Genomic DNA, 22,192 nt, shown 5'->3' with positions numbered 1-22,192 from the left:
TTAGAGAGTCACCGGGAAGAAATCGAGATGGACCCACATTTCCGACTGCTCCCCTTTCTTAAGAAGCTGCTGCCGAGCCGCCTTCATAGCCAAATCGACAAAGACTTCAAGAGGACATCAGTCGAGCGATACGTTGGTATCATTCGGCCCTCAACATGGCGGGATGCCGATAGCCTTTACAATCTCGAGCCATACTATCGAGGGATCAAGATGGTTTTTCTCTACGAACTGCGACTTCGAATAAGGCGCGGGGCTGGAAAAGCTGGGGCCTTTTTTGGGAGGGTGGCAGGAGGCAATTCAGTTCAACTTAAGCTGAACAATTACGCCGTCGATGCCATATCATCTGTAACAAAAATAGCCCGTTGGGACATTTATACGCACTGAGGAAGCTGAACTTTTCCGTCAGATATTCGGCTGCTGGCCTGGACAAAAAAGGAGTGGGAAGACTGAGTCAGGAATTCCGAAAATGACTCGATCCGAAGTTATCTCATCGAGACAAATAAATGGGCATCCAAAGCGTGGGCGATTCTTTGAAGCGTTCCTATGGTGAAATTTTCCCCTAGTTTCTCGATGCGGGAAACCACTTGCTGTTTGGTCCCAATCTTTTTAGCAAGTTCCTGTTGAGTTAGCCCTTTTTTCTCTCTTAGCCTCGCAATCTCGATAGCCAAGCGAATGGGGAGATCGGCTTCGTCGTACGCCTTATTGACTTTGGGGTTTTTGAGGGCTTCTTTGAGATGCTCATCAAAAAAGCGCCGGCCCTTAAAGACTCTTTTCACGTTATTCATCACCCCCTTGTTTGTGGCTCCAGCAGTGAATCCAGTCGGCCATGTAGCGCTTGGCCCGCTCGATTTCTGTTTGAGGCACCTTATCCGTCTTTTTTAAGAATCCGTGGGTAATCACAATGGTCTTCCCATGAAAGAAATAGAGAAAGCGGTACTGATGATGGCTAATGGCAATTCTGAGTTCCCGTATTTTGCCCTCCAGGACATCGGCATAAGGTCTTGGCAGATTTGGCCCCTGTTCCTTGAGGTAGCCAAACCACCTGAGAATTTTGCCTTGGTGCGTTTCATTGATTCCCTCAAAAAACTCATCAACCAAACTTTCGCCCTCTGGCGTAACGTAGTATTCAATCCGGTAAGGTTTTCCATGTGCCTCCATTGACATAGCTTACAGCATATAGGCTGTATTGTCAATGGCCCGTTTTGAGAGGACTTGCGGGCGGTCTCCGTTTAAGCTTAGGAGGCGCTCAAACTCTTTGATCTGAAGGTTATGATTTTGAATCCTGGCTAAATGTTTTATACGGCATTCCGTGATCGGTCCCTGTTTTGCGGAAGGCGGCATGGCTACGATGCGCCGCTGGATTTTCGGAGCCAGATTGAGAAGGTTAAGAATGCGGGTCAGGTAAGAGGGATTGATCCCGATTTCTTTGGCCAAGGCGTTTCGGGTCAAACCGGGGGTGCCGTCTAAGCGGCCATTGAAACGGCAGGCCTGCTTTAGGAGAACCTGAATCCGTAGCGGCCGCGGCTCCCGATAGCGGCGCTGACGATTCTTGGCGGCTTGGGCTTCATCGGAGGCCAGTATCCTCTTTTTGCCGTTCTTGCCGTTGACCGCGCCGAATTCTGCCTCATCCTCCATGCACCAAAAGTCGCTTTTATTCGTTATTTCTCCCAAAACCGCCCTGATTTGATCCAGGGATGTTCGATTACCGTTGGACTCGGGCAGAATCCTTGGATCTTTTAAGCTCTGATTGACTTTACGCCGTCTTACCCTCAAACTATGATTATGCGCTTCTTCGTCATCATGGGTCTGGCATGGCCCCTCTGCCTTAAAACAGCGCCGGTTTCCGCCGGAACATGCGAACAAGACATTGCCGTGTCCATCAATCAAGCGCCGGTCAATCGGATTTTAAGAAGCGTGCTCTTTGATGCAGATATCAACGATGACTGCAAGGGAACATACCTAAGAAAATTGGGGCAATACGCCCACGCTCAATTGTCGCTCGGTCTGTGCTCCGGGGGGGATTGTGAGGCCCTGACTGCGGCTCTAGCCCCGCTTCTTGAGCGCCGGGCTGAAGGTGAAATTTTCTGTGAGGCGCCGGCAACGCCGGGCGCCTGCAGGCCCAACAGTCGCTACAACCGATTAATCGAGCCCGTAGAACGGATCGCCAGCCGCATCATCCCCAGGTCCATGCCCGCCATCCAAACCAAAATCGCCGGCAGCGCCTCAGGCGCCGCCGGCCCATCCATTGTCCCGGCTTGTCTGCTGCCCACGGCCTGCGTCGGCGCTCATGGCTCGACTGCCTGCCGTCAAGCGCTTCAAAAATTATGGTGGTCGGATGCCGCTCATTTTGCCAAAGGCAAAGACAATGAGCTTTGGGTTAACGAAGGAGGCTTCGCGCATCTTTATTTAGGCAGCGCTTTCACCTGCACGGCCGGACAACAACGCGGCGACACCTGCGCTCTATATTCCGGTTTTAATCTCATGGCCCACTATTGTGTAAGCCCGCACCGCAATCCTAATATTACCAGCACTTGCCCCGAACAAGGTCCGGGCTTTGAGTGCAATTTCAACCCGGATACTCTGTTAATTCAAGCTTATCGCGCGGGCCTTTGGGAAGCTGAATTCTGTCATGAAGACGCCGAGTCGCACGCCACTCGCTGCGATCCGGCCCGGGTCAATCCCATCGCCGAAGAGGAAGCTCCGTTCGTGGAACTGTACGAGGAAAATAACTGCGCCGATGATTCCACAAGCGAGGCTTGCCGCATCGTTGAAGACAATCTTTTTGATATCCGCACCAGGCGCGCGCGTGAACGCATGGAAGAGCTCTATCCCGGCATCACCGCGCAATACCCCAATCTCATGCTTCAGGGAGAATCTGGATTGAGTTTGCTTAAATTAATCGAAATTTTGAAAGAGCGCGGTTTTGACACCGCCTATTATGAACCCACCAATGCCGGCTGGTCCGAGGCCATGGATGCTTTAGATGCCGGCCATCCGATACAAATTTCCATCGATCCCTCATCCTGGGCCCGATATGGCGTGGGCGGCAGCCATGCGGTGACGCTCTTTGGCCGGCACTCGGCCCCAGGACAATCCTGGGTTATTGTCCAGGATTCAAACCACGAAGACATTGTTAAACTGATCGCTGAAAATAAAGTTCTATCAAGTTTCAAAGAAATCGGCTCCGGAGGCCTTGGCCTTTGCGCCGAGGGTAACGACCCGCGCTGCGCCCAATAAACCTGAAGGTAAAATACTGATGAACTCATGATTCTATTCGCGCTGCTCGCTTGGTTTTCATGCGTTGACGCTCATGGCAACGGCCTCGAAGAGGCGCATTCCCTTTATTATCAAGGCCGTTTAGACGACGCGGAGCGCGCTTATTACTCGGCTTCAAAAAATCCGGCGCTTCGGGCCGAGGCCTATAAAAATCTTGCCGTCATCTACCGGGACCAAGGGTTGCACAAAAAGGCCCTGGCTTTATTGAAAAAAGCCCGGCGCCTGAACCCCCGCGACCCCAGGGTGGCCGAACAATTGGCTTGGTCTTACTGGCTGAGAGGGAAAAGCCAGGCCGCTCAAAACGAAGCCGAATATGCGCTTCGATTATCCTCGAGCACCTTGGCTCAATTCACTTTGGGTCTGGGCCGGCTTGAGCAAGGGAAAATCCGCGAAGCCAAAATGATTCTGGAATCCTTAAATAAACGGGCCTCTTATTTTCTGCCGGCTTATTTCGAACTGGGCAGGCTTTACGAAAACGAAAAAAATTGGAACCGGGCCAAGCAACTCTATCGCTCCCTCGCCAAGCTCGACTACACTTATCTTGAGGCTAAACGCCCGCTGGAGCGCGTCACGAGCGAGCTGAATATCCGAACCGGGCATCGTCCTCAAGCTTCCCTGATCCGTTCCAACGGCGCGCGAGAGGCAACCCCGGAAAAACCCAACGGCCGGGACGAAAATCCCGATCAGGAACGCCGCATCCCGCTGGCCCATCAACGCTATATAACCCCGCGCCTGCGCATCGGTCTTGGGACTTCTTCGGGCGGAAATTCTCTGACGAATTCGGGCATTATGTTTCGCGCTAAAGGGCCTTTCCGCATGTATCGAAAAGACGGCGGACGATTAATCGCCGAAGGCCAAAGCGGCCAAATCTGGCAAGTGCGCGCTTCAACGCCGGAAGGCTCGCTCACCGTCATTAAGCCCGATGGCCGCAAGCTGGGGCCGTTTGCCAAAACAATCATCATCGAAACCGACAAATCCATTTTCCCCATCCTGATTCACAACGTTTCCTACGGGCACGGTTTTGCCTGGGCCGGGTCGCAAGACAGGCAATACCGCGGGCGCATCGAATTGACCCCCGATGAAAAAGCGGGCGTGATTGTGGTCAATGACATTATCCTCGAAGAATACCTCTACAGCGTTTTGCCCGGAGAAATGCCTCCGGGCATCCCTCAAGAGACCTTAAAAGCCCAAGCCGTGATCGCCCGGAGCAATGCGCTTTATCGCCATGAAACCGAAACCGCGCACCCCAATCAACCCTATGATCTTTGCGACGGACAGCACTGCCAAGTTTACGTGGGTCTCTCCGGCGAACGCCCCGGCGAACGCCGCGCGGTCAATCAAACGCGGGGCATTATTTTGACGCATAAAGGCCGCGTCATTCACGCGCTTTTTCACGCCAATTGCGGCGGCCACACCCAGACGGCCGCGGATATACCGGACTGGCTTGGGGAACCTTATTTGCAGGCCGTGGCCGACACGCGCTCAGAGCCGCCTCAGTCCCCGTGGGCGACTGATTTATGGCTTAAAAGCCTGCCCGAGGCTTTTTGCGAGATCTCGGACCATGTCCATCCCTTATCTTTTCGATGGCTTTGGGTGATTAATTCCAGCGAGCTCGAGGAACGCCTCAACCGCATTCAAAAAATCGGCCGGCTTAAAAATATTCTCCAGTTAAAACGCGGCCCGGCCGGCTACCTGCATAATCTTCGCTTTATCGGCACCGACGGCGCGCTGACGATACGCAAAGAGCATGAAATCCGGCGCGTCTTGGCGATGGGCCTGGTGCGAAGCACCATGCTCGCCATGGATATGCGCCGCGACAAAAAAGGACGGCCTCAAGAGATTTATTTGTTCGGCGGAGGCTGGGGCCACGGCGTGGGTTTATGCCAGGGCGGAGCCGCCAATTTGGCGGAAACGGAAAACTACAATTACGAAAAGATTTTAAGGCACTACTACGCGGATGTCCGGCTGGAAACGCTTAAATGGGGGCGTTAAGGACAAGGCGCGGCATGCACGCCTATATTAACGGCGCCGCTATTGAGCACAAAGCACCCATCTAAGAGCGCAGTTCCGGTGGCATGACCCGAGCCGCGCACGCGGCTGTGCCCGCCGGCCTGGGCCTGGCCTGTGACATGGCCGTTATCATAAACCTGGGCATCGCCAAACACCAAAGCGTTTCCGGAAATCACCGCTTGCCCATAAACCGTAGCCCCGCCAGCAACCTGAGCCTTTCCTGAAACCTGCGCCTGACCACTAACGGCAGCCTGATCATAAACCTGCGCCTCGCCGCTAATCCAGGCATGTTCCAAAATCATGGCATTGCCAGCAACCATGCTCATGCCGCCGACTGCCGCCTCGCCTGCAACCTGTGCATTTTCATGAACCCAAGCAGCGCTTGAGACCTGGGCGTTTCCAAAAACAGCGGCATGATTGGAAACTTTAGCATCCCCAAAAACTCGGGCCAAACCAAAAATCCTGGCATGACCCCAAACCCAAGCCCGTCCGTAAACCACAGCTCCCGTACCCACATATGCTGTTGGAGCCACCAAGGTTGTATCCTCCACCCAGCCGCCGCCGTTGGAATGCTGATGAGCAGGCACAGGCCCGCGGCCGTCATTGAAATTATAGATGGTGGTTTGGGCGGCAATGGGCAAACGAGTGCTGGCAAGAATAAAAACTGTTGCGATAGAAATTCGGTGGAATTTCACGGAAACCTCCTCATGGCGCGAATTGGTTTTATTTTACCATGCGCCGGCTCAACAATTGAGCGCCGAGCCAAAACGTGGCCCGATACATGGGCCCAAATCGGCGCCAAGGCTCCTGCAAAAACCGGTGCAGCCACTCCAGTTTCCTTTGTCGCCAGGCCAAAGGCGCGCGCCGGCGAAGCCCGGCCCAAACCTCAAAAGCGCCCCCAATCCCCATGCTTAAGGGCGCGCCCAGAATATGCCGGTGACGCCAAAGCCAAATTTCCTGCTGGGGCATGGGCAAACCCGCCAATAAAATACGGATATTTTCCCCGCGAATGCGCTCCCCTAATTGCTCCGCAAAACCCGCTCCATCGCGCCATTGTTCGATCAAAACAGGCAAGCCCGGGTAACGCTGACGAACGATGTGCCGAAGCCGCTCAAGCGCAGGCGCCCTGCGTCCGACAAAACAAACCCCCCATCGGCGGAATCGGCAAACAGACAGCAGGCTCTCCGCCAGTTCGATGCCCGCAATTTTTTGCGCGACGGGAAAACCCAGCCGCTTCCCCATCAATAAAATCGAATCTCCGTCCGGCGTAACTAAATCCGCTTCGCGCAAGGCCTGCCGAAACAAGGCGTCATGATGCGCCCAATAAAGCGCGTTGGCGTTGAGCGACGCATGAAAACGCGGACGCGGTCCCTGAGCCCATTCAATCAGCAAATCACGCGCTTCATTCATTCGCCCATAAAAAAACTTCGTCGATTCGCAGCGATCCAATCGAAGCGGACGCACGGACAAAATGTTGTTCTCAACAAGCGCTGTTCTAACGGACATTGGCCCGATTCTCGAAAAACGCTAGAATTTGCTCAATCATGGACAGCCTCAAACTTTATACCCTTTTTGTCCCGGAAATCAAGTCTTATCTTCACAGCAAGGATTATTGGACGCTCAAAAAAGTTTTAAGCGAAATCTCCCCCTTTGAATTGGCCGAGGGCTGGCATGAATTCGCCGATGAGGAAAAAGTTCTTCTTTTTAAAATCTTGACCTCAAACCGGGCCCTTCAACTCTTTGAAGAATTAGACACCAAAGAACAAGAATTTCTTCTGCATAACACCCGGGGCGCGGACACCACGAAATGGATCAATTCCATCGCCCTGGAAGAGCAGCTGCGGCTTTTCGGCTCGCGCGGCGAACGCTTTTACAGACAGCTTCAGGCGCAAGCCAGAAAGCAACGCCTCCCCGCCCATTCGCCGGATCGCGCTCCTTGGCCGGCCGGCTCGACCGGGGCCCTCATGCAGCATGAATACTTTTGCGTTGATCCCAATTGGAAAGCCAACCTGACGCTGGAGCGCCTGCAAGCCACGGCCAGGTTAAAAAACGTGGGCGAGCTCTACACGCTGTATGTGTCGGACAAGGACAATCATTTGCTCGGCATTCTTTCCCTGCGCACGTTGATCGCCGCGCCGCAGGACAGTAAAATCGGCGACATCATGTGGCCCGCCGGGCTTCTCAGGGTGCAGCCTGAAACCGATCAAGAAGAAGTCGCCAAAATGTTTACCAAATACAATTTAAAAAGCATCCCGGTTGTCGATCGTGACAACAAACTTTTAGGAACCGTGGTCATCGATGATGTTTTAAACGTGGTGCAGCAGGAAGCCACGGAAGACATCGCAAAAATGGCCGGTACCCAGGCCGACGAGTTAACGCGCATGAAAATCTGGCAAGTGGCGCTTTTGCGCATGCCCTGGCTCATCATCACCTGCGGCGGACAATTCGTCGTGGCCCATGTGGTCAAATCATTCGAAGACACTTTGTCCAAATTCATCGCGTTGGCGAGCTTTATGCCCTTTATCGCGGCCATGGGCGGCAATATCGGCACGCAATCATCCACCATCGCGGTCCGGGCTTTGGCCACCGGCGAATGGAAAGCCACGGATTTTCGCCGCTCGGTTTCCAGGGAAGGATTTGTCGGGCTGAGCCTGGGCTTAACCTATGCTGTTTTGGGCGGCCTTCTGGCTTTTGCCTTATATGGAAACCGACTGGGCGGCCTGTTTCCCCTGACTGTAGCCTTAGGCATGCTGACTTCCATGACCATCGCAGCCATGTTGGGCGGGCTTTGGCCCTTTGTTTTAAACCGCTTTAAAATCGATCCGGCCACAGCTACCGGCCCTCTGGTCACCACGTTGACTGATTTAATCAGCGTCGGCACGTATCTTTTTGTAGCCAGTCTTTTTCTGCGTTAAAAAATAGTGACAGACACCATTGTCCCTGCCAAATGTCCATATCTGACCCCAAAAACATCCGTCGCATTTTAATCGTCAAACTCTGTTGCATTGGCGATATTGTCCAAATGACCCCGGCATTGCGCGCATTAAAAATGCGTTTTCCCCAGGCTCAAATGGATTTTCTCTGCGCCTCCTGGGTTCAAAACATCGCCCAGCGCGTCCCGGGCATTAACGAAGTCATCCTGTGGGATGAGCCGTATAAAACGATTTCCTGGGCCGAAGGCCTGTTCTCGTTTCTGCGCTTGGCCCGAGAATTGTCCCGGCGACGTTATGATTTGGCTTTTATCGGGCACCGCTCCCCGGTATTTGGCGCGCTGGCGTTTTTTAGCCGAATCCCCCTGCGCGCAGGCTTTAAAAGCGGAATCAACCTATTCCTGAACCATCCTGTCCTATTTAACCCGCAAATCCATGAAACACAACGCTATTTGGCCATTGCCCAGGCTTTAAACATCCCGTCAACCGGACAAGAATACTCCCTCGATCTTAAAGGCGATGAGCAAGCGTCAGCTCAAAAAATCGCTGAGCAGGCAGGCCTTGATCTTTCCCTGCGTCCCATCGCCATATTCCCCGGCGGCGGGCAGAACCCGGGCACATCCATGAAAATCAAACGCTGGGAAAAAGAAAAATATGCGGAGCTGATCAAACAATTGCCCCCTCAAATTCTTCTTCTCGGCAATCAATCCGATCATGAACTCTGCTCATGGCTAAAAAACGCAACTGATCCCACCGGAAATTCCGTTTTTAACCTAGCCGGTCAAACCACCATCACCGAGCTATTGGGCCTTTTGAAAAACTGCCGCCTGGTTATCGGCGGCGATTCCGGGCCTCTTTATCTGGCCGCAGCCCTAGGCACGCCGACCTTGATGCTGTTCGGGCCGTCATCCCCCAATCTCGTGGCCCCGCCGGGCCCTAATCACCGCCAGCTATGGAAACAAGTAAGTTGCAGCCCCTGCTACACGCCCGATACTGTTTACGACCGCTCTCGCTTTAAAAGCAATGAATTCATTTGCTGGACACAAACCCATGATTGCTTAAAAACCCTGAGCGTGAATGAAGTTTCCCAAGCCGTCCGCGAAATCCTCAGCGCCCGAGATCCAATCTCAACGCAACGTTAATCAAATGCCCCCCCGCCGATTTACTTCCCGCTCCGAACAAAAAACCATGGCCTTGGCCAAAAAAATTCTCGATATTTGCATGACAAAAAATATACGCTTAATCCTACTCTCCGGCAATTTGGGCTCCGGTAAAACCGTTTTTGTCCGTGGCCTGGCCAAGGCCATGGGCGTCAAACGCCCGGTTAAAAGCCCCAGCTTTGTTCTGATTCAGGAATACCAAGGCGCAAAAGCCAATTTAGTCCATGCTGATCTTTACCGCCTAGATAAAGCCCCGGACCTTGAAGGCATCGGTCTATCCGAATACCTGGAAAACCCTAAGAACATCGTGGCCATTGAATGGGCGGAAAAACTACCCCCCGCCTGGCCCATCCCCGCCAAAACCCTTACCCTGTCGTTTCATCCCGGCCGAACAAACAACCGGCGCGTCATCCACATTAAAACGTTTCCACTACTTATATCAAAAGTATAATTAACGGAATTGATACTTTTATATTTCTAATATTCACTATATAATGTGAATAACAGAAATATAATTTATGCGCTACGAAGACTTCGTGAACTACGCTAAACCCTTTCCTATTATTGACTCCACTGTTATCAATGCGATCCCGGGAAACAGCCGAACTTTGTCTAATTTATTAATGCTTTGGGTCAAAAAAGAAAAACTTATGCGGCTTAGAAGAGGACTTTATGCGCTGCCCCCGCAAATGTCCGCTCAACCGCTCAGCGGCGAAGCCGCCGCCTCCTTACTTTATTTCCCTTCTTATCTCTCGTTGGAATCGGCTTTAAGCCACTATGAATTGATCCCGGAACGAGTCGCCGAATGGACATCAATAACCACGCGAAAAACCATGCGTTTTGTCAACTCCCTGGGCCGCTTCAGCTATTGCCATGTAACACCAAAAAGATTCTTCGGTTTCGACCGGCTTGAAGGCCAAGGGTCAATCACCTATTTAGCCCGGCCGGAAAAAGCGCTTCTTGATTGGATTTACCTGGATGACCGCAAGGTTGCCGACCCCGGAGATTACATTGATATCCTTCGCCTTCAAAACACGGAATCGCTTTCCCGAAAAAAATTGATGGAAACAGCCGGGCGATTCGAATCCAAAAAAATTGCCGTCGCCGCAGCGGCATTATCCCGCGCGCTAAAGATGACTTCCTGAGTATTTTGATGAAAGATCAGATCATCGAGGAACTTCAACGAGAAAAAAACCCTGCTCGCCGCTTACGGGCTTTGCGCGAAGAACTTCAGTACCTTACCCTACGGATTCTCTCGCAAGCAGGGTTTTTTTCGGACTTCGCTTTTATGGGAGGTACGGCGCTTAGAATCCTCTACGATCTGAAGCGATTTTCCGAAGATCTCGACTTTTCCGCAGCTCCGGGCAAAGAACAAAAGGTTTCTTTTGAAAACTATGGCGACTCCCTGCCCAAGACTCTCGAGCAACTCGGCTTTTCCGTAACCGCCAAAACAAAAACTATCGGCGCCGTGCGGTCGAGTTTTTTGAGATTCTCCGACCTCTGGTGGCGCCTGGATCCGGCTGTGCCCAAAAATCAAATTTTAGCGGTCAAAGTGGAGGCGGACTCAAATCCCCCCCTTCATGCCAAAGCGATCGTCACTCCTGTTCAACGAAAATTTCTATTCAATATTCTCCAGCATGATCTGCCCTCGCTGTTCTCCGGCAAGCTGTGCGCGCTTCTGCTGCGTAAATACACAAAGGGGAGAGATTGGTACGATTTTATCTGGTACCGAACGCGCAAAACTCCGGTCAACGGCAAACACTTGGCCGCGGGGTACCGCCAGGCGACAGAAGTGCAGGTTGAGGCCAACCCCGCCTGGCTGGCGGAACGCCTCAAACACCGTATCGCAGGCCTGGATATTGAAATCGTCAAAAGAGACCTGCGGCCCTTCCTGGAGGATGTTGCCGAACTCGATGTTTTTTCCAAAGAAAGCTTAATGCGGCTGGCTGATAATATCGACGTCATTAATTCAGCATAAACCCTCCATGCCTCAAAAACCAAAACTCCTCCTCGTCACCAAACTCTATCACCCCTGGATCGGCGGCGTGGAAAAGCACGTTCAGGACTTAGCCGAAGGCCTGGCTAAGGATTTCGCTGATGACTTCGGCGTCAAAGTTCTCTGCTGCGATGAACGCCCTTCTTTTTCTTCTTTATTTGAAATCTCAAATCTCAAATTTGAAATGATCGGCGGTATTCCCGTTTACAAAGCCCCCAGCCTCGGCCGCCTCTGGTCCATGCCCATCAGCCCGGCTTTCCCCTTCTGGCTCAAAAAACTGTCCAAAGAAGCTGATATCGTCCACTTTCACCTCCCCTTCCCCCTCGCTGTCTTCTCTTACTGGCTCCTCCGTGTTTTTAATCTGAAATCTCAAATATCAAATTTTAAATTGGTCGCTACCTGGCACTCCGACATTGTCCGCCAAAAACTAGCCGCCCTCCTGCTTGCTCCCTGGACCCGCTGGTTCCTAAAACAAACCGACCGCATTATCGTCACATCCAATAATCTGCTCAAGAACTCGCCCTCATTGCGCGATTTCAAAGACAAATGCTCGGTTATTTACCTGGGCATTAAAATCGAAGATTTTGCCGCAACGCCGGAGGTTGTGAGCAAAGCCGAAACCATACGCAAAACCCACGGCAATAAGCCCATTCTGCTCTTTGTGGGCCGCCTGGTGCCCTACAAGGGCCTTAAATACCTTTTAGAAGCCATGAGCATGCTCGAATCCGAAGCCAAACTGCTTATTATCGGCGAAGGCCCGCTCAGGGCCAGACTTGAACAACAAGCAAAAAAATTGGGTTTAAACGGCAAAGTATCCTTCCTGGGAGCCCTGAAAGGCCAAAACCTGGTTCCCTATTACCATGCCTGCGACGTCTTCGTCCTACCCTCCATAACCAATAACGAAGCCTTCGGCCTGGTGCAACTGGAAGCCATGGCCTGCGGAAAACCGGTGATCAACACCAATTTGCCGACCGGGGTATCAGAAGCTAGTTTAGATAGTCAATCAGGCCTAACAATTCCATTCATCGACGCTGAATCTCTAAACAAGGCTATAGAAAAAATCATCACTAATGAAATGCTGAAAACAAAATTTGGACAAACGGCCAGGCAACGGGCTGAAAAATTCTTTTCCATTAAACAGATGTTTACGACAACTACCCTGCTTTACCACCAGGTGCTATAATTAAATTATGCCGGATGATCTTGAAACATTGACCACAGGACGCCCTCGCGCAATGAGAACCGAAAGGCAAGTCCCCCCTGCGCCAGAATCGCTTCAACATCAACCCAATGCACCCTACCCACAATATTACGGCCAACCATGGGCTTATCTTCAGCCGAATGAAGAAGTTATCGATCTAGTCAAAATCTTTAAGGCTGTTTCTCGCTACTTGCCAGGCATTATGGCCGGCGCTCTCTTGGGAGGATTGCTGGGCCTTATCTTTGCCACACTCTCACCTAAAACATACAAAAGCGCTGTTTTGGTTGAATTCATCGCTTCCCCCATGGCTAAAATTCTAAATCCTTTGGAGGAAATTAGACAACAGCAACAGCAGCAGCAGCAAGGAACATTAGAGGCCAAGGAACAATATAAAGTCCTAGCCAAAAGCGCGGGGGTGATAAATCTCGCAAAACAAAAATTGGAAAACCAAGGCCTTCCTTACGGTCAAATCAGTTTCGCGATAACCGACATCCCAAAAACAAATATTCTGGCTTTCGAAGCCCACTCCCAGGATCAAACTCTTGTTTCACCAGCGGCCTCTACCTGGCAAGAAGCAACCTTGGAATTTTTGGCTAAATTAAACTCAGAAAACTCTCTTACCGGCTACTCAGCGCTGAGCAAACAATATCAGGATAATAAGAAAATCATCAACGATCTCCAGGCAAAAGTTGAACTAATCAAACCTACGTTGACACTTCAAGAGGCTGAGCTCAATATAAAGAATGGCAAGCTTCTGGAATACATGGCTCAATTAGAAAGAATAAAAACCGACCTGGCTGATGCTGAAATCGCCCTGCCCGTATTAAAAGAAGAAATTCAGAAATACCAAGAAGATTCTAGGGCTAATAAACAGAATTCTACCGGCAAGACGCTTGTCATGCTTGCTAATGCTCCCAATTCAACCGGCGAGAACGAATCGAACGTAAGGCTTGGAGCTTTTAACTCCCTCCATGACGAACTCCAAAGACAAATCAGCTCTTACGATGTGGCCAGTCAAACATTAAAACCAAAAAAAGAACACCTGGAAACTCTAAGCCAACAAAATCTCCGGGATATTTCCAGGCTTCAGCAATCAATCGCCACGCAACGCATTGAACTGGCCGCATTGCAACGCGATCTCCAAATTGCCCAGAAAGAGTTTGAAACGATCTACAGTAGAATCACGGATAGTAAGCTGGCCAGTTCGCTCTCGCCTACCGCTCTTCGTCCTTTAAGCCCAGCTTCTCCTCCTAGCCAAATTAAAAATATTAAAATTTTATTGGCTAAAGGGATCGTCTTGGGTATGTTAGCGGGTCTAGTTGCGAGTCTTTTATTTTACCATCGGAAACAATTGATCCCCGCCATTTAATCCCGTGGACCTGAATTGGGGCGGGGTCAACGATTGCTGATTAGAACTCGAAAATTCACGATCCGATGATTCACCGTTTGCTACACTCGCCAGTATCTTTCCGGCTTCATCTTCACTGCCGTTATTAACAACGGCGATAAATTTTTGCATTATCGACTGGATGGACGTTCTATCCAGTCGAACCTTGGAACAAACCCTCAAAACTCCTTCACGCGATGTTTGGCTCAAAGTTTCTCTTGCTGAATCATAGAGCTCTTCATACATCTTTTCTCCAGACCTAAGCCCTATAAAAAGAATCTTAATCTCCTCATCTGGGATATGCCCCATAAACCGTATTAAGTTTCTGGCCATATCTGCAACTCGAATCTGCTCTCCCATTTCTAACACAAACATATCACCCTTGTCCCCTAAAGAAGCGGATTGCAACACAAGATGTACCGCCTCAGGGATAAGCATAAAATATCTTCTTACTTCAGGATGGGTTACAGTAACCGGCCCCCCGTTTTTAATCTGCCGCTCGAATAAAGGGATAACGCTCCCGTTGCTGCCCAAAACATTGCCAAATCGAACAATCACAAATTTAGTTCTACTTGTTCCATTAAACCCGGAAACATACAATTCAGCAACTTTTTTGGTCATTCCCATGACGCTAAGCGGACGTACAGCCTTATCTGTTGAAATCAATACAAAACTATCGACGCCGAAACGATTGGCTGAATCGGCGACGTTCTTGGTGCCCAATATATTGTTTTTGATTGCCTCAAGAGGATTGTCTTCCATCAAAGAAACATGCTTATGGGCCGCAGCGTGAAATACAACTTGAGGCCTATATCTTTCAAAAATTTCATCTATACGCTGACTATCCACGACATCGCCGATAAGGCACTCGGTGACAAGCTCTGGAAATTGCGTTTTAATATCCTGCGACAGCCAAAAAATATTATTTTCATAACGATCTAAGATCAACAGCCTGCCTGGTTTATAAGACGCAATCTGTCGGGACAATTCTGAACCTATGGAACCGCCGGCGCCGGTGACTAAAACAACTTTACCCTTAAGATATTTTTTCAAGCCCTCGTCATCCTTCATCATAACCGGCTGTCGAGACAATAAATCTTCAACAACAATATCTCTGGCTTGATTAAACAATACCCGTCCCTCAAGGACCGCTCTTAAGCCCGGCAATATTTTTATTCGAATACTATAGGGCTGCAAAGTTTTAACAATAGAGCGTAACTGCTGAGGAGAGACCGAAGGCATGGCAATAAGAATTTCTACGGGTTTACAGTCTTCTAAAATTTTCTCCAAATCTGCCCGTGTTCCCAAGATCGGCACCCCGCGAATATGCGCGCCTCTTTTAACCGCATTGTCATCAATGAACCCAATAGGATCGTAAACGGAAGAAGGATCATTATGGATGTCTCTTACCACCGCTTCGCCGGCGTCTCCCGCCCCATAAATCAACAATGGTTTTTGTCCTTTGCGGCCGACAGCATATCGATAAACTTTTTTAGTCAAACGCAGGGTTCCGACAAGAATCGTCAAAACCAAGGAATCCATAATAAAAATAGAGATGGGGTAGCCTTCCAGTCCAAGTAAAAACTTAACCGCAAGAAAAAAAACAAGGGTGGAAGCGCTAACAGCCGTGATGATGCTTAAAAAATCCTGAACGCTGGGATACTGCCAAATGCCGCCATAAAGTCGGAAAAGGAAAAAAATAAAACCCCTTATTAGAATCAAATAAGGCAGACTGGAAACGAAAAGCTCCCAATAATGGTTTGGTAAATTACCATCAAAACGCAAATAGAAGGCAAACAAGTTGGATATAACGACAACCGAAAGGTGGCTTAAAATAATAATCGTTCTTCTTAAAAGGAAGGCCCTGTTGCTTAATAAAAATTGCATACCCGACTCAAAGCTGTAATCGATGGATTAACCATTATTATAAATATTTTGGCGACGAAAAATTACCCGCCGACTGGCGAAAGCATCGTACTATCGTAATGCAAACCTCGAAGAGCAGCATCCGTATCATTGACCATGCGGCCAATGGAAAAATGCTCGACAATGCGTGATCTCGCTCTCAGGCCCAATAAACACTTTTCATCCGGGGATAAGCTCGACAACTCTAACAAAGCATCCGCCAATGCTCTGGGTTCTCCGGGAGGAACGACCCTTCCCGCATCGCCGACAATGACAGCAGAATCGCCCACGTCTGTAACAACACAAGGAATTTCACAGGCCATAACTTCACCGACAGCGTTGGAGAAACCCTCCCCGAAAGAAGATGCCGAACAAGAAAAATCTAAGGCATTGATCCAAGAAACTATATCCTGCTGATGCCCCGCCCAATAGATCTGATCGGCAATTTTCAGCTTAGAAGCCAATCTTTGCAATTTCTCGAAATAACCCGGAAATCGTTGAGTTTGACCGCCGATGCAAATAAATTTGGCGTTTTTTTTGCGTTTGGCCAACAGCGCCGCCGCCCTCAAAAAAGTTTCATGATCTTTCATAGGATCGATGCGTGCGACAATCCCAATTAAAGAGGCCTCGGCAGGAATGCCCAACATGGTTCTAATCCTCAAACCATCGGCCTTTGTTTTTACATAGGTCTCAGTGTCGATACCGTTCGCAATATAAAACAATTTATCCGCAGGAAATCCTGAATTGCGGCATATGTCCAAACCCTTCTGAGAGTTGACGATAATACGATCGGCGCCAGGCGCCAGGCATCTTTCAGTCCATTCCAACAAGATATCCAGTAATCCGTATCGACCATAGTCCATTTTTGACACTCGTATTCCCCACGCAACTTTTGGCCGCTTGGAAGAATAGAATCGTTTCGCAAGCGAGGCGATCAGGTTGCCTGATGGCAAAAAACCATAAACGACGTCAAAGTCATATACCTGTATCAATTTCTTAAAACTCCAGATGAACGACAATACATCCCATCTGCCGCGTTTTTCCAAACAATGAAAATGAATTTTGGAGTTAGCCTTGACCAAGCTGTCCCATGTCCCGTCCTGATAAAAAACGGCGACGTGTACTTCATAACCCAGATCTTTCAGGCCCCGGGCCAGATAGATCAATTGTTTTTCCGTGCCGCCAGCATTTAAAGAGCGAATAAGAAGAAGAATTTTCATCGTCCAGCCACGCTGACCTTATTGAAATTGTTACCGTCATTTTTGAATCTTTCGATTTGTTCAATACGCCAGGCTAACAAGGCATACCCCGCTCCGAAAGCCATCATAATCATATGCCGCAGACGATCTATGCTTAATTCATAAAACAAAGCACCGATGCCGCAGACAATCATCAAACCATACTCCATAAGGACGGCATCTCTGGGGCTATAACCGGCTAAAACCAACCGTTGATAATAATGGCTGCGATGTGAAATCCAAATTTTCTCCCTCGCAAGCAACCTTCTCACCAATGTCACGATAGAATCAACCAGAAAAGGAGAAAAAACAATGGCGGCGGCGCCGGCAGAGAAAGCGCCGATCAGAGTTCCCGTTAATACGATTGTTCCGGTTAAAAAACCCAAAGAAGCCGAACCCACGTCTCCCATAAAGATTCTTCCAGGGGGAAAATTAAATACTAAAAAACCCCCGCAAGAACAAGCTAAGACGCAACACAAAGAAGCCAAGTCTCCAAAGCCGGACAAATGACTTAAAATCGCCAGGCTCCCGAAACCGCAGACGGTCATGCCGGCTGCCAATCCGTCTAAACCATCCATAAAATTGTAAATGTTAAGCATCGTCACGATAAATACAATGAAGAACGCTATCGAAAACCAACCATGATTAAGCATCGGCTTGTCCCAAAAAACGAAAAGGCCGGCTGCGCTGGTGTGAATTAAAAGCCTTTTCATCACAGAAACTCCGCCAAGATCGTCCCATAGGGAAACAATCGTTACCGGCAATAAACATAGGAGAAGCCTTGGCAAAAATCGAACACCCCCCCGGTGAAGTAAAACTAAAAAGGTCGCACCTAAAATAAACGCCGCCAGAATAGCTAATCCGCCCAATCGAGGAACCGGATGAGTATGCAAAGAACGCTCATTAGGCCGATCAAGCGCCCTTTCCCAGGCACAGAAACGAACAACCATCCATGTGCCGATCGCGGCAATCAGCCATGCCGCGGCTAAAACTGCCCCTTCAATCATATGAACGGCCGGAACCATGGGAGATGATTTCAGGAAGACATCCTTGCAACCGAAATTTCGGCTGATAGCCAAGTTCGCGCTTAATTTTATCGCAGCTATACCAAGCAGAGCCAAAAAGCCTTGACAAGGAAATTTCATCCATTGGGAAAAGACGCCTTCTGAAAATAATATTGGTTCCTTCGCCCAATCTGGCAATCTTTTGAAAAACGCCGAAAGGAACGGTCCAGCTTGGGACTTTTTTCCCCAAGGCATCACACAAATAAATATAGAGATCCCTGGTGGACGGGGCTTCGTCTCCCGAAACAATATAAGTCTGCCGATTAGATGCGGGGTTTTTCATAACCAAATGAGCCGCCTGGACGACATCGTGAACAGCGACAAAAGAACGCTTATTCCCGACATCCGGCAACGGCGGAAAAATTCCCAATTTAATCAAACGAAGCATGCGCATCAAATTGCCCCCGCAGCCCGGGCCATAAACAGGCGTCAATCTTAAAACACTCACGTGCGGCAGACGCGTATTCGCCAGGATCAACTTTTCACTTTCCCACCTGGAAACCGCATAAGGTGTTTGGGATTGGGGGCTTATATTCTCATTAAGGCATTGCCCACTTGCTTCCCCCATTACTTTAACTGAGCTGAAATAAATAAACGATTGGACGCCTTTTACGGAAGCAGCTTCCGACAAAATCCGGCTAAAGCCGGTGTGTTCCCGATGATCGCCGGTATTTTTACGATCCACTTCCGCATCCGATTTTCCGGCCAAATGAAAAATAACATCCGCTCCTTCGCATGCTCTTTTAACACCAGTCAAATCAGCCAAGTTGCTCTCCAATATTTCAATTCCGCGATCATTGAACCAAGAAAGAGGGATCCTGGTTCTATTCCTAATCAACAGGCGCGTCTTCACCCCTTCTTGCCGAAGCGAGGCGACAAGATGCCGGCCAACAAATCCTGTAGCGCCTGTAATCAGCGCTAAAGCCATGACTGCTGAGGGATTAACATGAAAAATATCGATTCATAATTGATCTATTCGTTCTCATGGCTCCATATGAATTAAGAGGCGAAAGTTATTACGGAAAACGAATATTAAAACCGGCCCCGAACCTTTTTTTCGCAAAATAGAGTAACGCTTGAGACGTACTTAAACGCCATAACACAAAGCCAATCATACAACGCGTTGCCTTGCATCTGGTAATTAGAACGGGCCGGCAATCCTAAAATTTTACGGACTTTTCTCTCATAAAATTCCTTGGTATACCGATAGGAAGCTCGCATTTTGTATCGTTTCCCAAGCTCAAGCGCATCTCGATGGCTCAAATAGTTTGTGAAAAACATGATGTAGTCGGCGGTTCGTTTGCTGAAATCGTCAAGCGATATTCCGGAATGCCGTTGTTGGCTTTTGAAATTCCCCAACCCCAACCAGCTCATGGCCTTAATGCAACCTCTCAAAAATTCATAGTTTTTCATGCGATGAACAAACGGCAGGTTCACATGGCTCTCGTAAATACAATGCGCTAAAGGAAAAACTTGGGCACAGTAGCCGCCGTCGCGTAAAGTTCGTCGTAGTTGGGAAAAAAAATGGTCGTAATCCATGACATGCTCTAGGACTTGATTTGAGAGAATTACATCGAAGAAATCATCTGGATAGGGCCATGATTCATTCACCGAAATCCCGCGAATTCGCTCGCTCCAGGTGACATCGGGTCGCAATATTGAGAGATTTTTAATCGTCTCCAGTAAATAACCATCGCTATGAACGCCGTCATCGGTAACGTCAAAACCATAAAATTCGAATTTCTTTGAAGTCAAATCAGATAGATTGCCGCTAAGATACGCCAACAAGTCGCCTCGGCCGCAACCCACGTCAAGAATTCTGACCGTTGAATGATCCGGGAACCGCGCTGCCTCCGTCCGCACAATGGCGAGCAAGTGTTCATGGGTGAGACTTTTTGCTTTAATGAATCCTAGTAAGGCTGGGTTGTTTATCCGCGATTGCGGTGCCAGATCAATCATCATTTAGATAAATTTTTATTTTTACTAAAAAATTATACTAGAAACGGCTGGCTATTAACGGTTGAGGGTCGGTCTAACAAATTTTTATAAACAGCCAACGTTTCCTCAACTATTTTGGCCGATGAAAATTCCTGCACGACGATCTCCCTGCCTTGATTTCCGAATAAAGCGCGCAAAGAGGGATCGCCAACCAACATTTCAATAGCATGGGCTAAAGCCGGCGGGTCTTTGGGAGGCACCAAAAAACCATTCTTTTCAGGTCGAACGATTTCCAAACACCCTCGAACCGCGGTGGCCACCAACGGCCTTCCGCAAGCAGCCGCTTCCAGTAAAATTTTAGGCAACCCCTCGCCGTAATAAGTGGGTAATACCACGACATGAGAATTGTTAATCACATTGTCCATGTCTTTTCTTTCGCCCCACCATTCAATAATTCCCTGCCGGTCCCACTCTAAAAGGGTTTCCTCAGGAACGCCGTCCGGATTCTCTTTATCCAGGATGCCGACTAATACGCAACGTAGACTCCGGCGATTCTTCAACAATTTTGCCGCTTCCACGAAATCCCCCACTCCCTTGCTCCATAACATGCGCGAGGCCATCAAAACGACAGGCTGGCCATCGGGCTCAGGGCGAGGGAAAAAACGCTCTATATCAACCCCGCTTCCCCGAATAACGGCAGCCCTGGCGCGCGCAACAACGTCTGCGTCGCACAGCTCGTCATAATCCTGCTTGTTTTGAAAAATAACATAGGAATTGGTCGCCCGGAAAAGCCTTTTAAGCACCGGCATCAGCGCCCAACGAACAATTTTTGACCACGCGCTCTGGGAAGAAAAAATAAAACCCAAGCCGGTGATCATATTGATCGTAGCCGGCAAATCATTCCACCATGCGGCAATCGAACCATAAAGAATAGGCTTCATCGATGTATGATGAACCAGAGAAGGCCTGACGGTACGATATACCCGTATTATGCTGCGTAAAGTTTGCAGTTCATGAATAACATTCCTTAAACCTCGATAGAAATCTATATGGATCGGAAAAAATCCTTCATCGATTAAAAGCTGTTTATGCCGATCTAGGCGAGTAACGACGAAAACCTCCATGCCTTGATCGCGCGCCTGGCGCGCCAAGGGCAACCGATGGCTCCAAAAGTACCAATCCGCTGCCGCTAAAAAAAGAATTCTCGGCTTCGACTGGTTTTTCATAATTTATGCAGGCCTTAAAAGAACATCGAAACCCTGGACGCACAGTTCTTCTTCGGTCAAATTTCTGAATTTTTGGTCTAATTTTTTCTTAGAAATCGGCAACGCATCCCTGCGATCCAACGAAACTATCTCAACGCCAAAACCGGCCGTCTTAAAACAAGACAACATCTCAGAATAAGGCATGCGATTTGTGTAAAAACCGGAACAAGAGATAAAATCAGACTCCCAAATTTTTTCTGAAAATCGCAAATGATTAATACCTCCGCCCAAATGGTCCCTTAAGTCAATGCGATGCGAACACAGGCCGTCTTGGCGAATAATGCGCCTAAGCTCTTTCATTAATCCCGAAAAATCGGCACGCTTAACGTGTTCCAATACCGCCTGCGACCATATAAAATCCACTGAATTGGTCGGAATCTCCCTGAGCGACTCCAATCCGGCCGTTTTATAAGTAGCCCCGCAAGAATCCAAAATTTCTTCCAGACCGCTTGTATTTTGCAAATCAGGCGTTTTCATGCCTTTCTCTTTAAGATATTGCGCCATCCGCAAATAGGCTCGGGGTTGCTGTTGCGCATAATACGCCATATCAACCAGATAATAAGAGGTCGATCCTGTAGCGGAAGCAATCAAAGCGGAAAAGAGAGAATCCCCGGGACCCAACTCTAAACCGACAAATTCCGGGCGGCCAAACCTTTTGAAATGCCTCATAAATATTTCATAAGCATAGGCCGGTCGTTCCATGGCTCCATGCTGGAATAAACGCAGCGCCTTCCAAAACCGATAACCGAATGGGACTCGCGATAAAATAACCTTAGCGGCAATTTTCCCCCACCAAGGAATCTTATTGATAGTCATTAAGCT

Annotated in this window: 21 protein-coding genes; 9 read left to right on the top strand and 12 right to left on the bottom strand. The window is 49.2% G+C overall.

Translation table 11 applies throughout. From position 1 onward, the window contains the following. Positions 1–482: 482 nt before the first annotated feature. From HYT79_00810 to HYT79_00800, 3 genes are read right to left on the bottom strand one after another with little or no spacing between them, the layout of a single operon-like run. Positions 483–785 (bottom strand): helix-turn-helix domain-containing protein, encoded by a 303-nt coding sequence (locus tag HYT79_00810; protein MBI2069117.1) that lies wholly within the window; start codon positions 783–785, stop codon positions 483–485. Further along, a complete protein-coding gene (locus HYT79_00805) occupies positions 778–1,158 on the bottom strand; it encodes a type II toxin-antitoxin system RelE/ParE family toxin (protein ID MBI2069116.1) in 381 nt (126 codons plus the stop codon). Before HYT79_00805 ends, HYT79_00810 begins: the two co-directional genes overlap by 8 nt. A 9-nt stretch (positions 1,159–1,167) precedes the next feature. Further along, the gene (locus HYT79_00800) at positions 1,168–1,773 is read right to left on the bottom strand and encodes a hypothetical protein (GenBank protein ID MBI2069115.1); all 606 of its coding nucleotides are present in this window, start codon (positions 1,771–1,773) and stop codon (positions 1,168–1,170) included. 9 nt (positions 1,774–1,782) lie between these two features. Here HYT79_00800 and HYT79_00795 point away from each other — a divergent pair, with 9 nt between their 5' ends. Together HYT79_00795 and HYT79_00790 are read left to right on the top strand one after the other, a co-directional pair. After that, positions 1,783–3,237 carry a hypothetical protein gene (locus HYT79_00795; GenBank protein ID MBI2069114.1) on the top strand — a complete coding sequence of 485 codons (1,455 nt, stop codon included), beginning with the start codon at positions 1,783–1,785 and terminating at the stop codon, positions 3,235–3,237. 27 nt (positions 3,238–3,264) lie between these two features. Then, the gene (locus tag HYT79_00790; GenBank protein ID MBI2069113.1) at positions 3,265–5,268 is read left to right on the top strand and encodes a SpoIID/LytB domain-containing protein; all 2,004 of its coding nucleotides are present in this window, start codon (positions 3,265–3,267) and stop codon (positions 5,266–5,268) included. Here HYT79_00790 and HYT79_00785 read toward each other — a convergent pair. Both HYT79_00785 and HYT79_00780 read right to left on the bottom strand, forming a co-directional pair. Next, on the bottom strand, positions 5,265–5,981 hold the full coding sequence (locus tag HYT79_00785; protein ID MBI2069112.1) for a hypothetical protein: 717 nt from the start codon (positions 5,979–5,981) through the stop codon (positions 5,265–5,267). The genes HYT79_00790 and HYT79_00785 overlap by 4 nt on opposite strands. A 28-nt stretch (positions 5,982–6,009) precedes the next feature. Then, positions 6,010–6,792: a WecB/TagA/CpsF family glycosyltransferase gene (locus HYT79_00780; GenBank protein MBI2069111.1), complete on the bottom strand. Its 783-nt coding sequence runs from the start codon at positions 6,790–6,792 to the stop codon at positions 6,010–6,012. Positions 6,793–6,830: 38 nt separating this feature from the next. Here HYT79_00780 and mgtE point away from each other — a divergent pair, with 38 nt between their 5' ends. The 7 genes from mgtE (at position 6,831) to HYT79_00745 (ending at position 13,942) form a co-directional block, all read left to right on the top strand. Then, a complete protein-coding gene (mgtE, locus tag HYT79_00775; GenBank protein ID MBI2069110.1) occupies positions 6,831–8,201 on the top strand; it encodes a magnesium transporter in 1,371 nt (456 codons plus the stop codon). 32 nt (positions 8,202–8,233) lie between these two features. Beyond that, positions 8,234–9,358, top strand: coding sequence for a lipopolysaccharide heptosyltransferase II (waaF, locus tag HYT79_00770; protein ID MBI2069109.1), 1,125 nt, complete (start codon positions 8,234–8,236; stop codon positions 9,356–9,358). A 4-nt stretch (positions 9,359–9,362) separates the two neighbouring features. After that, entirely contained in the window at positions 9,363–9,827 is a 465-nt protein-coding gene (gene tsaE / locus HYT79_00765) for a tRNA (adenosine(37)-N6)-threonylcarbamoyltransferase complex ATPase subunit type 1 TsaE (GenBank protein ID MBI2069108.1), read from the top strand. A 172-nt stretch (positions 9,828–9,999) separates the two neighbouring features. Further along, complete coding sequence (locus HYT79_00760; GenBank protein MBI2069107.1) at positions 10,000–10,521, top strand: hypothetical protein; 522 nt, start codon at positions 10,000–10,002, stop codon at positions 10,519–10,521. 8 nt (positions 10,522–10,529) lie between these two features. Continuing rightward, entirely contained in the window at positions 10,530–11,354 is an 825-nt protein-coding gene (locus tag HYT79_00755; GenBank protein ID MBI2069106.1) for a nucleotidyl transferase AbiEii/AbiGii toxin family protein, read from the top strand. Positions 11,355–11,361: 7 nt separating this feature from the next. Continuing rightward, positions 11,362–12,555, top strand: a complete 1,194-nt coding sequence (locus HYT79_00750) for a glycosyltransferase (GenBank protein ID MBI2069105.1) — start codon at positions 11,362–11,364, stop codon at positions 12,553–12,555. Positions 12,556–12,562: 7 nt separating this feature from the next. After that, the gene (locus tag HYT79_00745) at positions 12,563–13,942 is read left to right on the top strand and encodes a hypothetical protein (protein ID MBI2069104.1); all 1,380 of its coding nucleotides are present in this window, start codon (positions 12,563–12,565) and stop codon (positions 13,940–13,942) included. Here HYT79_00745 and HYT79_00740 read toward each other — a convergent pair. The 7 genes from HYT79_00740 to HYT79_00710 all read right to left on the bottom strand — a co-directional run bounded on the left by HYT79_00740 (position 13,904) and on the right by HYT79_00710 (position 22,186). Further along, entirely contained in the window at positions 13,904–15,847 is a 1,944-nt protein-coding gene (locus HYT79_00740; protein MBI2069103.1) for a polysaccharide biosynthesis protein, read from the bottom strand. The two genes, HYT79_00745 and HYT79_00740, sit on opposite strands and share 39 nt — an antisense overlap. A 62-nt stretch (positions 15,848–15,909) precedes the next feature. Continuing rightward, the gene (locus HYT79_00735; GenBank protein ID MBI2069102.1) at positions 15,910–17,085 is read right to left on the bottom strand and encodes a glycosyltransferase; all 1,176 of its coding nucleotides are present in this window, start codon (positions 17,083–17,085) and stop codon (positions 15,910–15,912) included. Further along, complete coding sequence (locus HYT79_00730; protein ID MBI2069101.1) at positions 17,082–18,128, bottom strand: glycosyltransferase family 4 protein; 1,047 nt, start codon at positions 18,126–18,128, stop codon at positions 17,082–17,084. Before HYT79_00730 ends, HYT79_00735 begins: the two co-directional genes overlap by 4 nt. After that, a complete protein-coding gene (locus tag HYT79_00725; protein ID MBI2069100.1) occupies positions 18,103–19,095 on the bottom strand; it encodes an NAD-dependent epimerase/dehydratase family protein in 993 nt (330 codons plus the stop codon). Before HYT79_00725 ends, HYT79_00730 begins: the two co-directional genes overlap by 26 nt. 104 nt (positions 19,096–19,199) lie before the next feature. Next, complete coding sequence (locus HYT79_00720) at positions 19,200–20,129, bottom strand: class I SAM-dependent methyltransferase (GenBank protein MBI2069099.1); 930 nt, start codon at positions 20,127–20,129, stop codon at positions 19,200–19,202. A 29-nt stretch (positions 20,130–20,158) separates the two neighbouring features. After that, positions 20,159–21,046 carry a glycosyltransferase family 4 protein gene (locus HYT79_00715; GenBank protein MBI2069098.1) on the bottom strand — a complete coding sequence of 296 codons (888 nt, stop codon included), beginning with the start codon at positions 21,044–21,046 and terminating at the stop codon, positions 20,159–20,161. A 288-nt stretch (positions 21,047–21,334) separates the two neighbouring features. After that, on the bottom strand, positions 21,335–22,186 hold the full coding sequence (locus HYT79_00710) for a methyltransferase domain-containing protein (protein MBI2069097.1): 852 nt from the start codon (positions 22,184–22,186) through the stop codon (positions 21,335–21,337). Positions 22,187–22,192 lie beyond the last annotated feature (6 nt).

The sequence above is a fragment of the Elusimicrobiota bacterium genome, from assembly GCA_016180815.1.
Classification (GTDB): domain Bacteria; phylum Elusimicrobiota; class Elusimicrobia; order JACQPE01; family JACQPE01; genus JACPAN01.
This window is presented reverse-complemented; position numbering and strand designations above follow the sequence as displayed.

Coding starts and splice junctions, on each gene's coding strand:
- HYT79_00810 (MBI2069117.1), bottom strand. CDS start 785: ATGAATAACGTGAAAAGAGTCTTTAAGGGCCGGCGCTTTTTTGATGAG.
- HYT79_00805 (MBI2069116.1), bottom strand. CDS start 1,158: ATGGAGGCACATGGAAAACCTTACCGGATTGAATACTACGTTACGCCA.
- HYT79_00795 (MBI2069114.1), top strand. CDS start 1,783: ATGCGCTTCTTCGTCATCATGGGTCTGGCATGGCCCCTCTGCCTTAAA.
- HYT79_00790 (MBI2069113.1), top strand. CDS start 3,265: ATGATTCTATTCGCGCTGCTCGCTTGGTTTTCATGCGTTGACGCTCAT.
- HYT79_00780 (MBI2069111.1), bottom strand. CDS start 6,792: ATGTCCGTTAGAACAGCGCTTGTTGAGAACAACATTTTGTCCGTGCGT.
- mgtE (MBI2069110.1), top strand. CDS start 6,831: ATGGACAGCCTCAAACTTTATACCCTTTTTGTCCCGGAAATCAAGTCT.
- waaF (MBI2069109.1), top strand. CDS start 8,234: ATGTCCATATCTGACCCCAAAAACATCCGTCGCATTTTAATCGTCAAA.
- tsaE (MBI2069108.1), top strand. CDS start 9,363: ATGCCCCCCCGCCGATTTACTTCCCGCTCCGAACAAAAAACCATGGCC.
- HYT79_00760 (MBI2069107.1), top strand. CDS start 10,000: ATGCTTTGGGTCAAAAAAGAAAAACTTATGCGGCTTAGAAGAGGACTT.
- HYT79_00755 (MBI2069106.1), top strand. CDS start 10,530: ATGAAAGATCAGATCATCGAGGAACTTCAACGAGAAAAAAACCCTGCT.
- HYT79_00750 (MBI2069105.1), top strand. CDS start 11,362: ATGCCTCAAAAACCAAAACTCCTCCTCGTCACCAAACTCTATCACCCC.
- HYT79_00745 (MBI2069104.1), top strand. CDS start 12,563: ATGCCGGATGATCTTGAAACATTGACCACAGGACGCCCTCGCGCAATG.
- HYT79_00740 (MBI2069103.1), bottom strand. CDS start 15,847: ATGCAATTTTTATTAAGCAACAGGGCCTTCCTTTTAAGAAGAACGATT.
- HYT79_00735 (MBI2069102.1), bottom strand. CDS start 17,085: ATGAAAATTCTTCTTCTTATTCGCTCTTTAAATGCTGGCGGCACGGAA.
- HYT79_00730 (MBI2069101.1), bottom strand. CDS start 18,128: ATGGTTCCGGCCGTTCATATGATTGAAGGGGCAGTTTTAGCCGCGGCA.
- HYT79_00725 (MBI2069100.1), bottom strand. CDS start 19,095: ATGGCTTTAGCGCTGATTACAGGCGCTACAGGATTTGTTGGCCGGCAT.
- HYT79_00720 (MBI2069099.1), bottom strand. CDS start 20,129: ATGATGATTGATCTGGCACCGCAATCGCGGATAAACAACCCAGCCTTA.
- HYT79_00715 (MBI2069098.1), bottom strand. CDS start 21,046: ATGAAGCCTATTCTTTATGGTTCGATTGCCGCATGGTGGAATGATTTG.
- HYT79_00710 (MBI2069097.1), bottom strand. CDS start 22,186: ATGACTATCAATAAGATTCCTTGGTGGGGGAAAATTGCCGCTAAGGTT.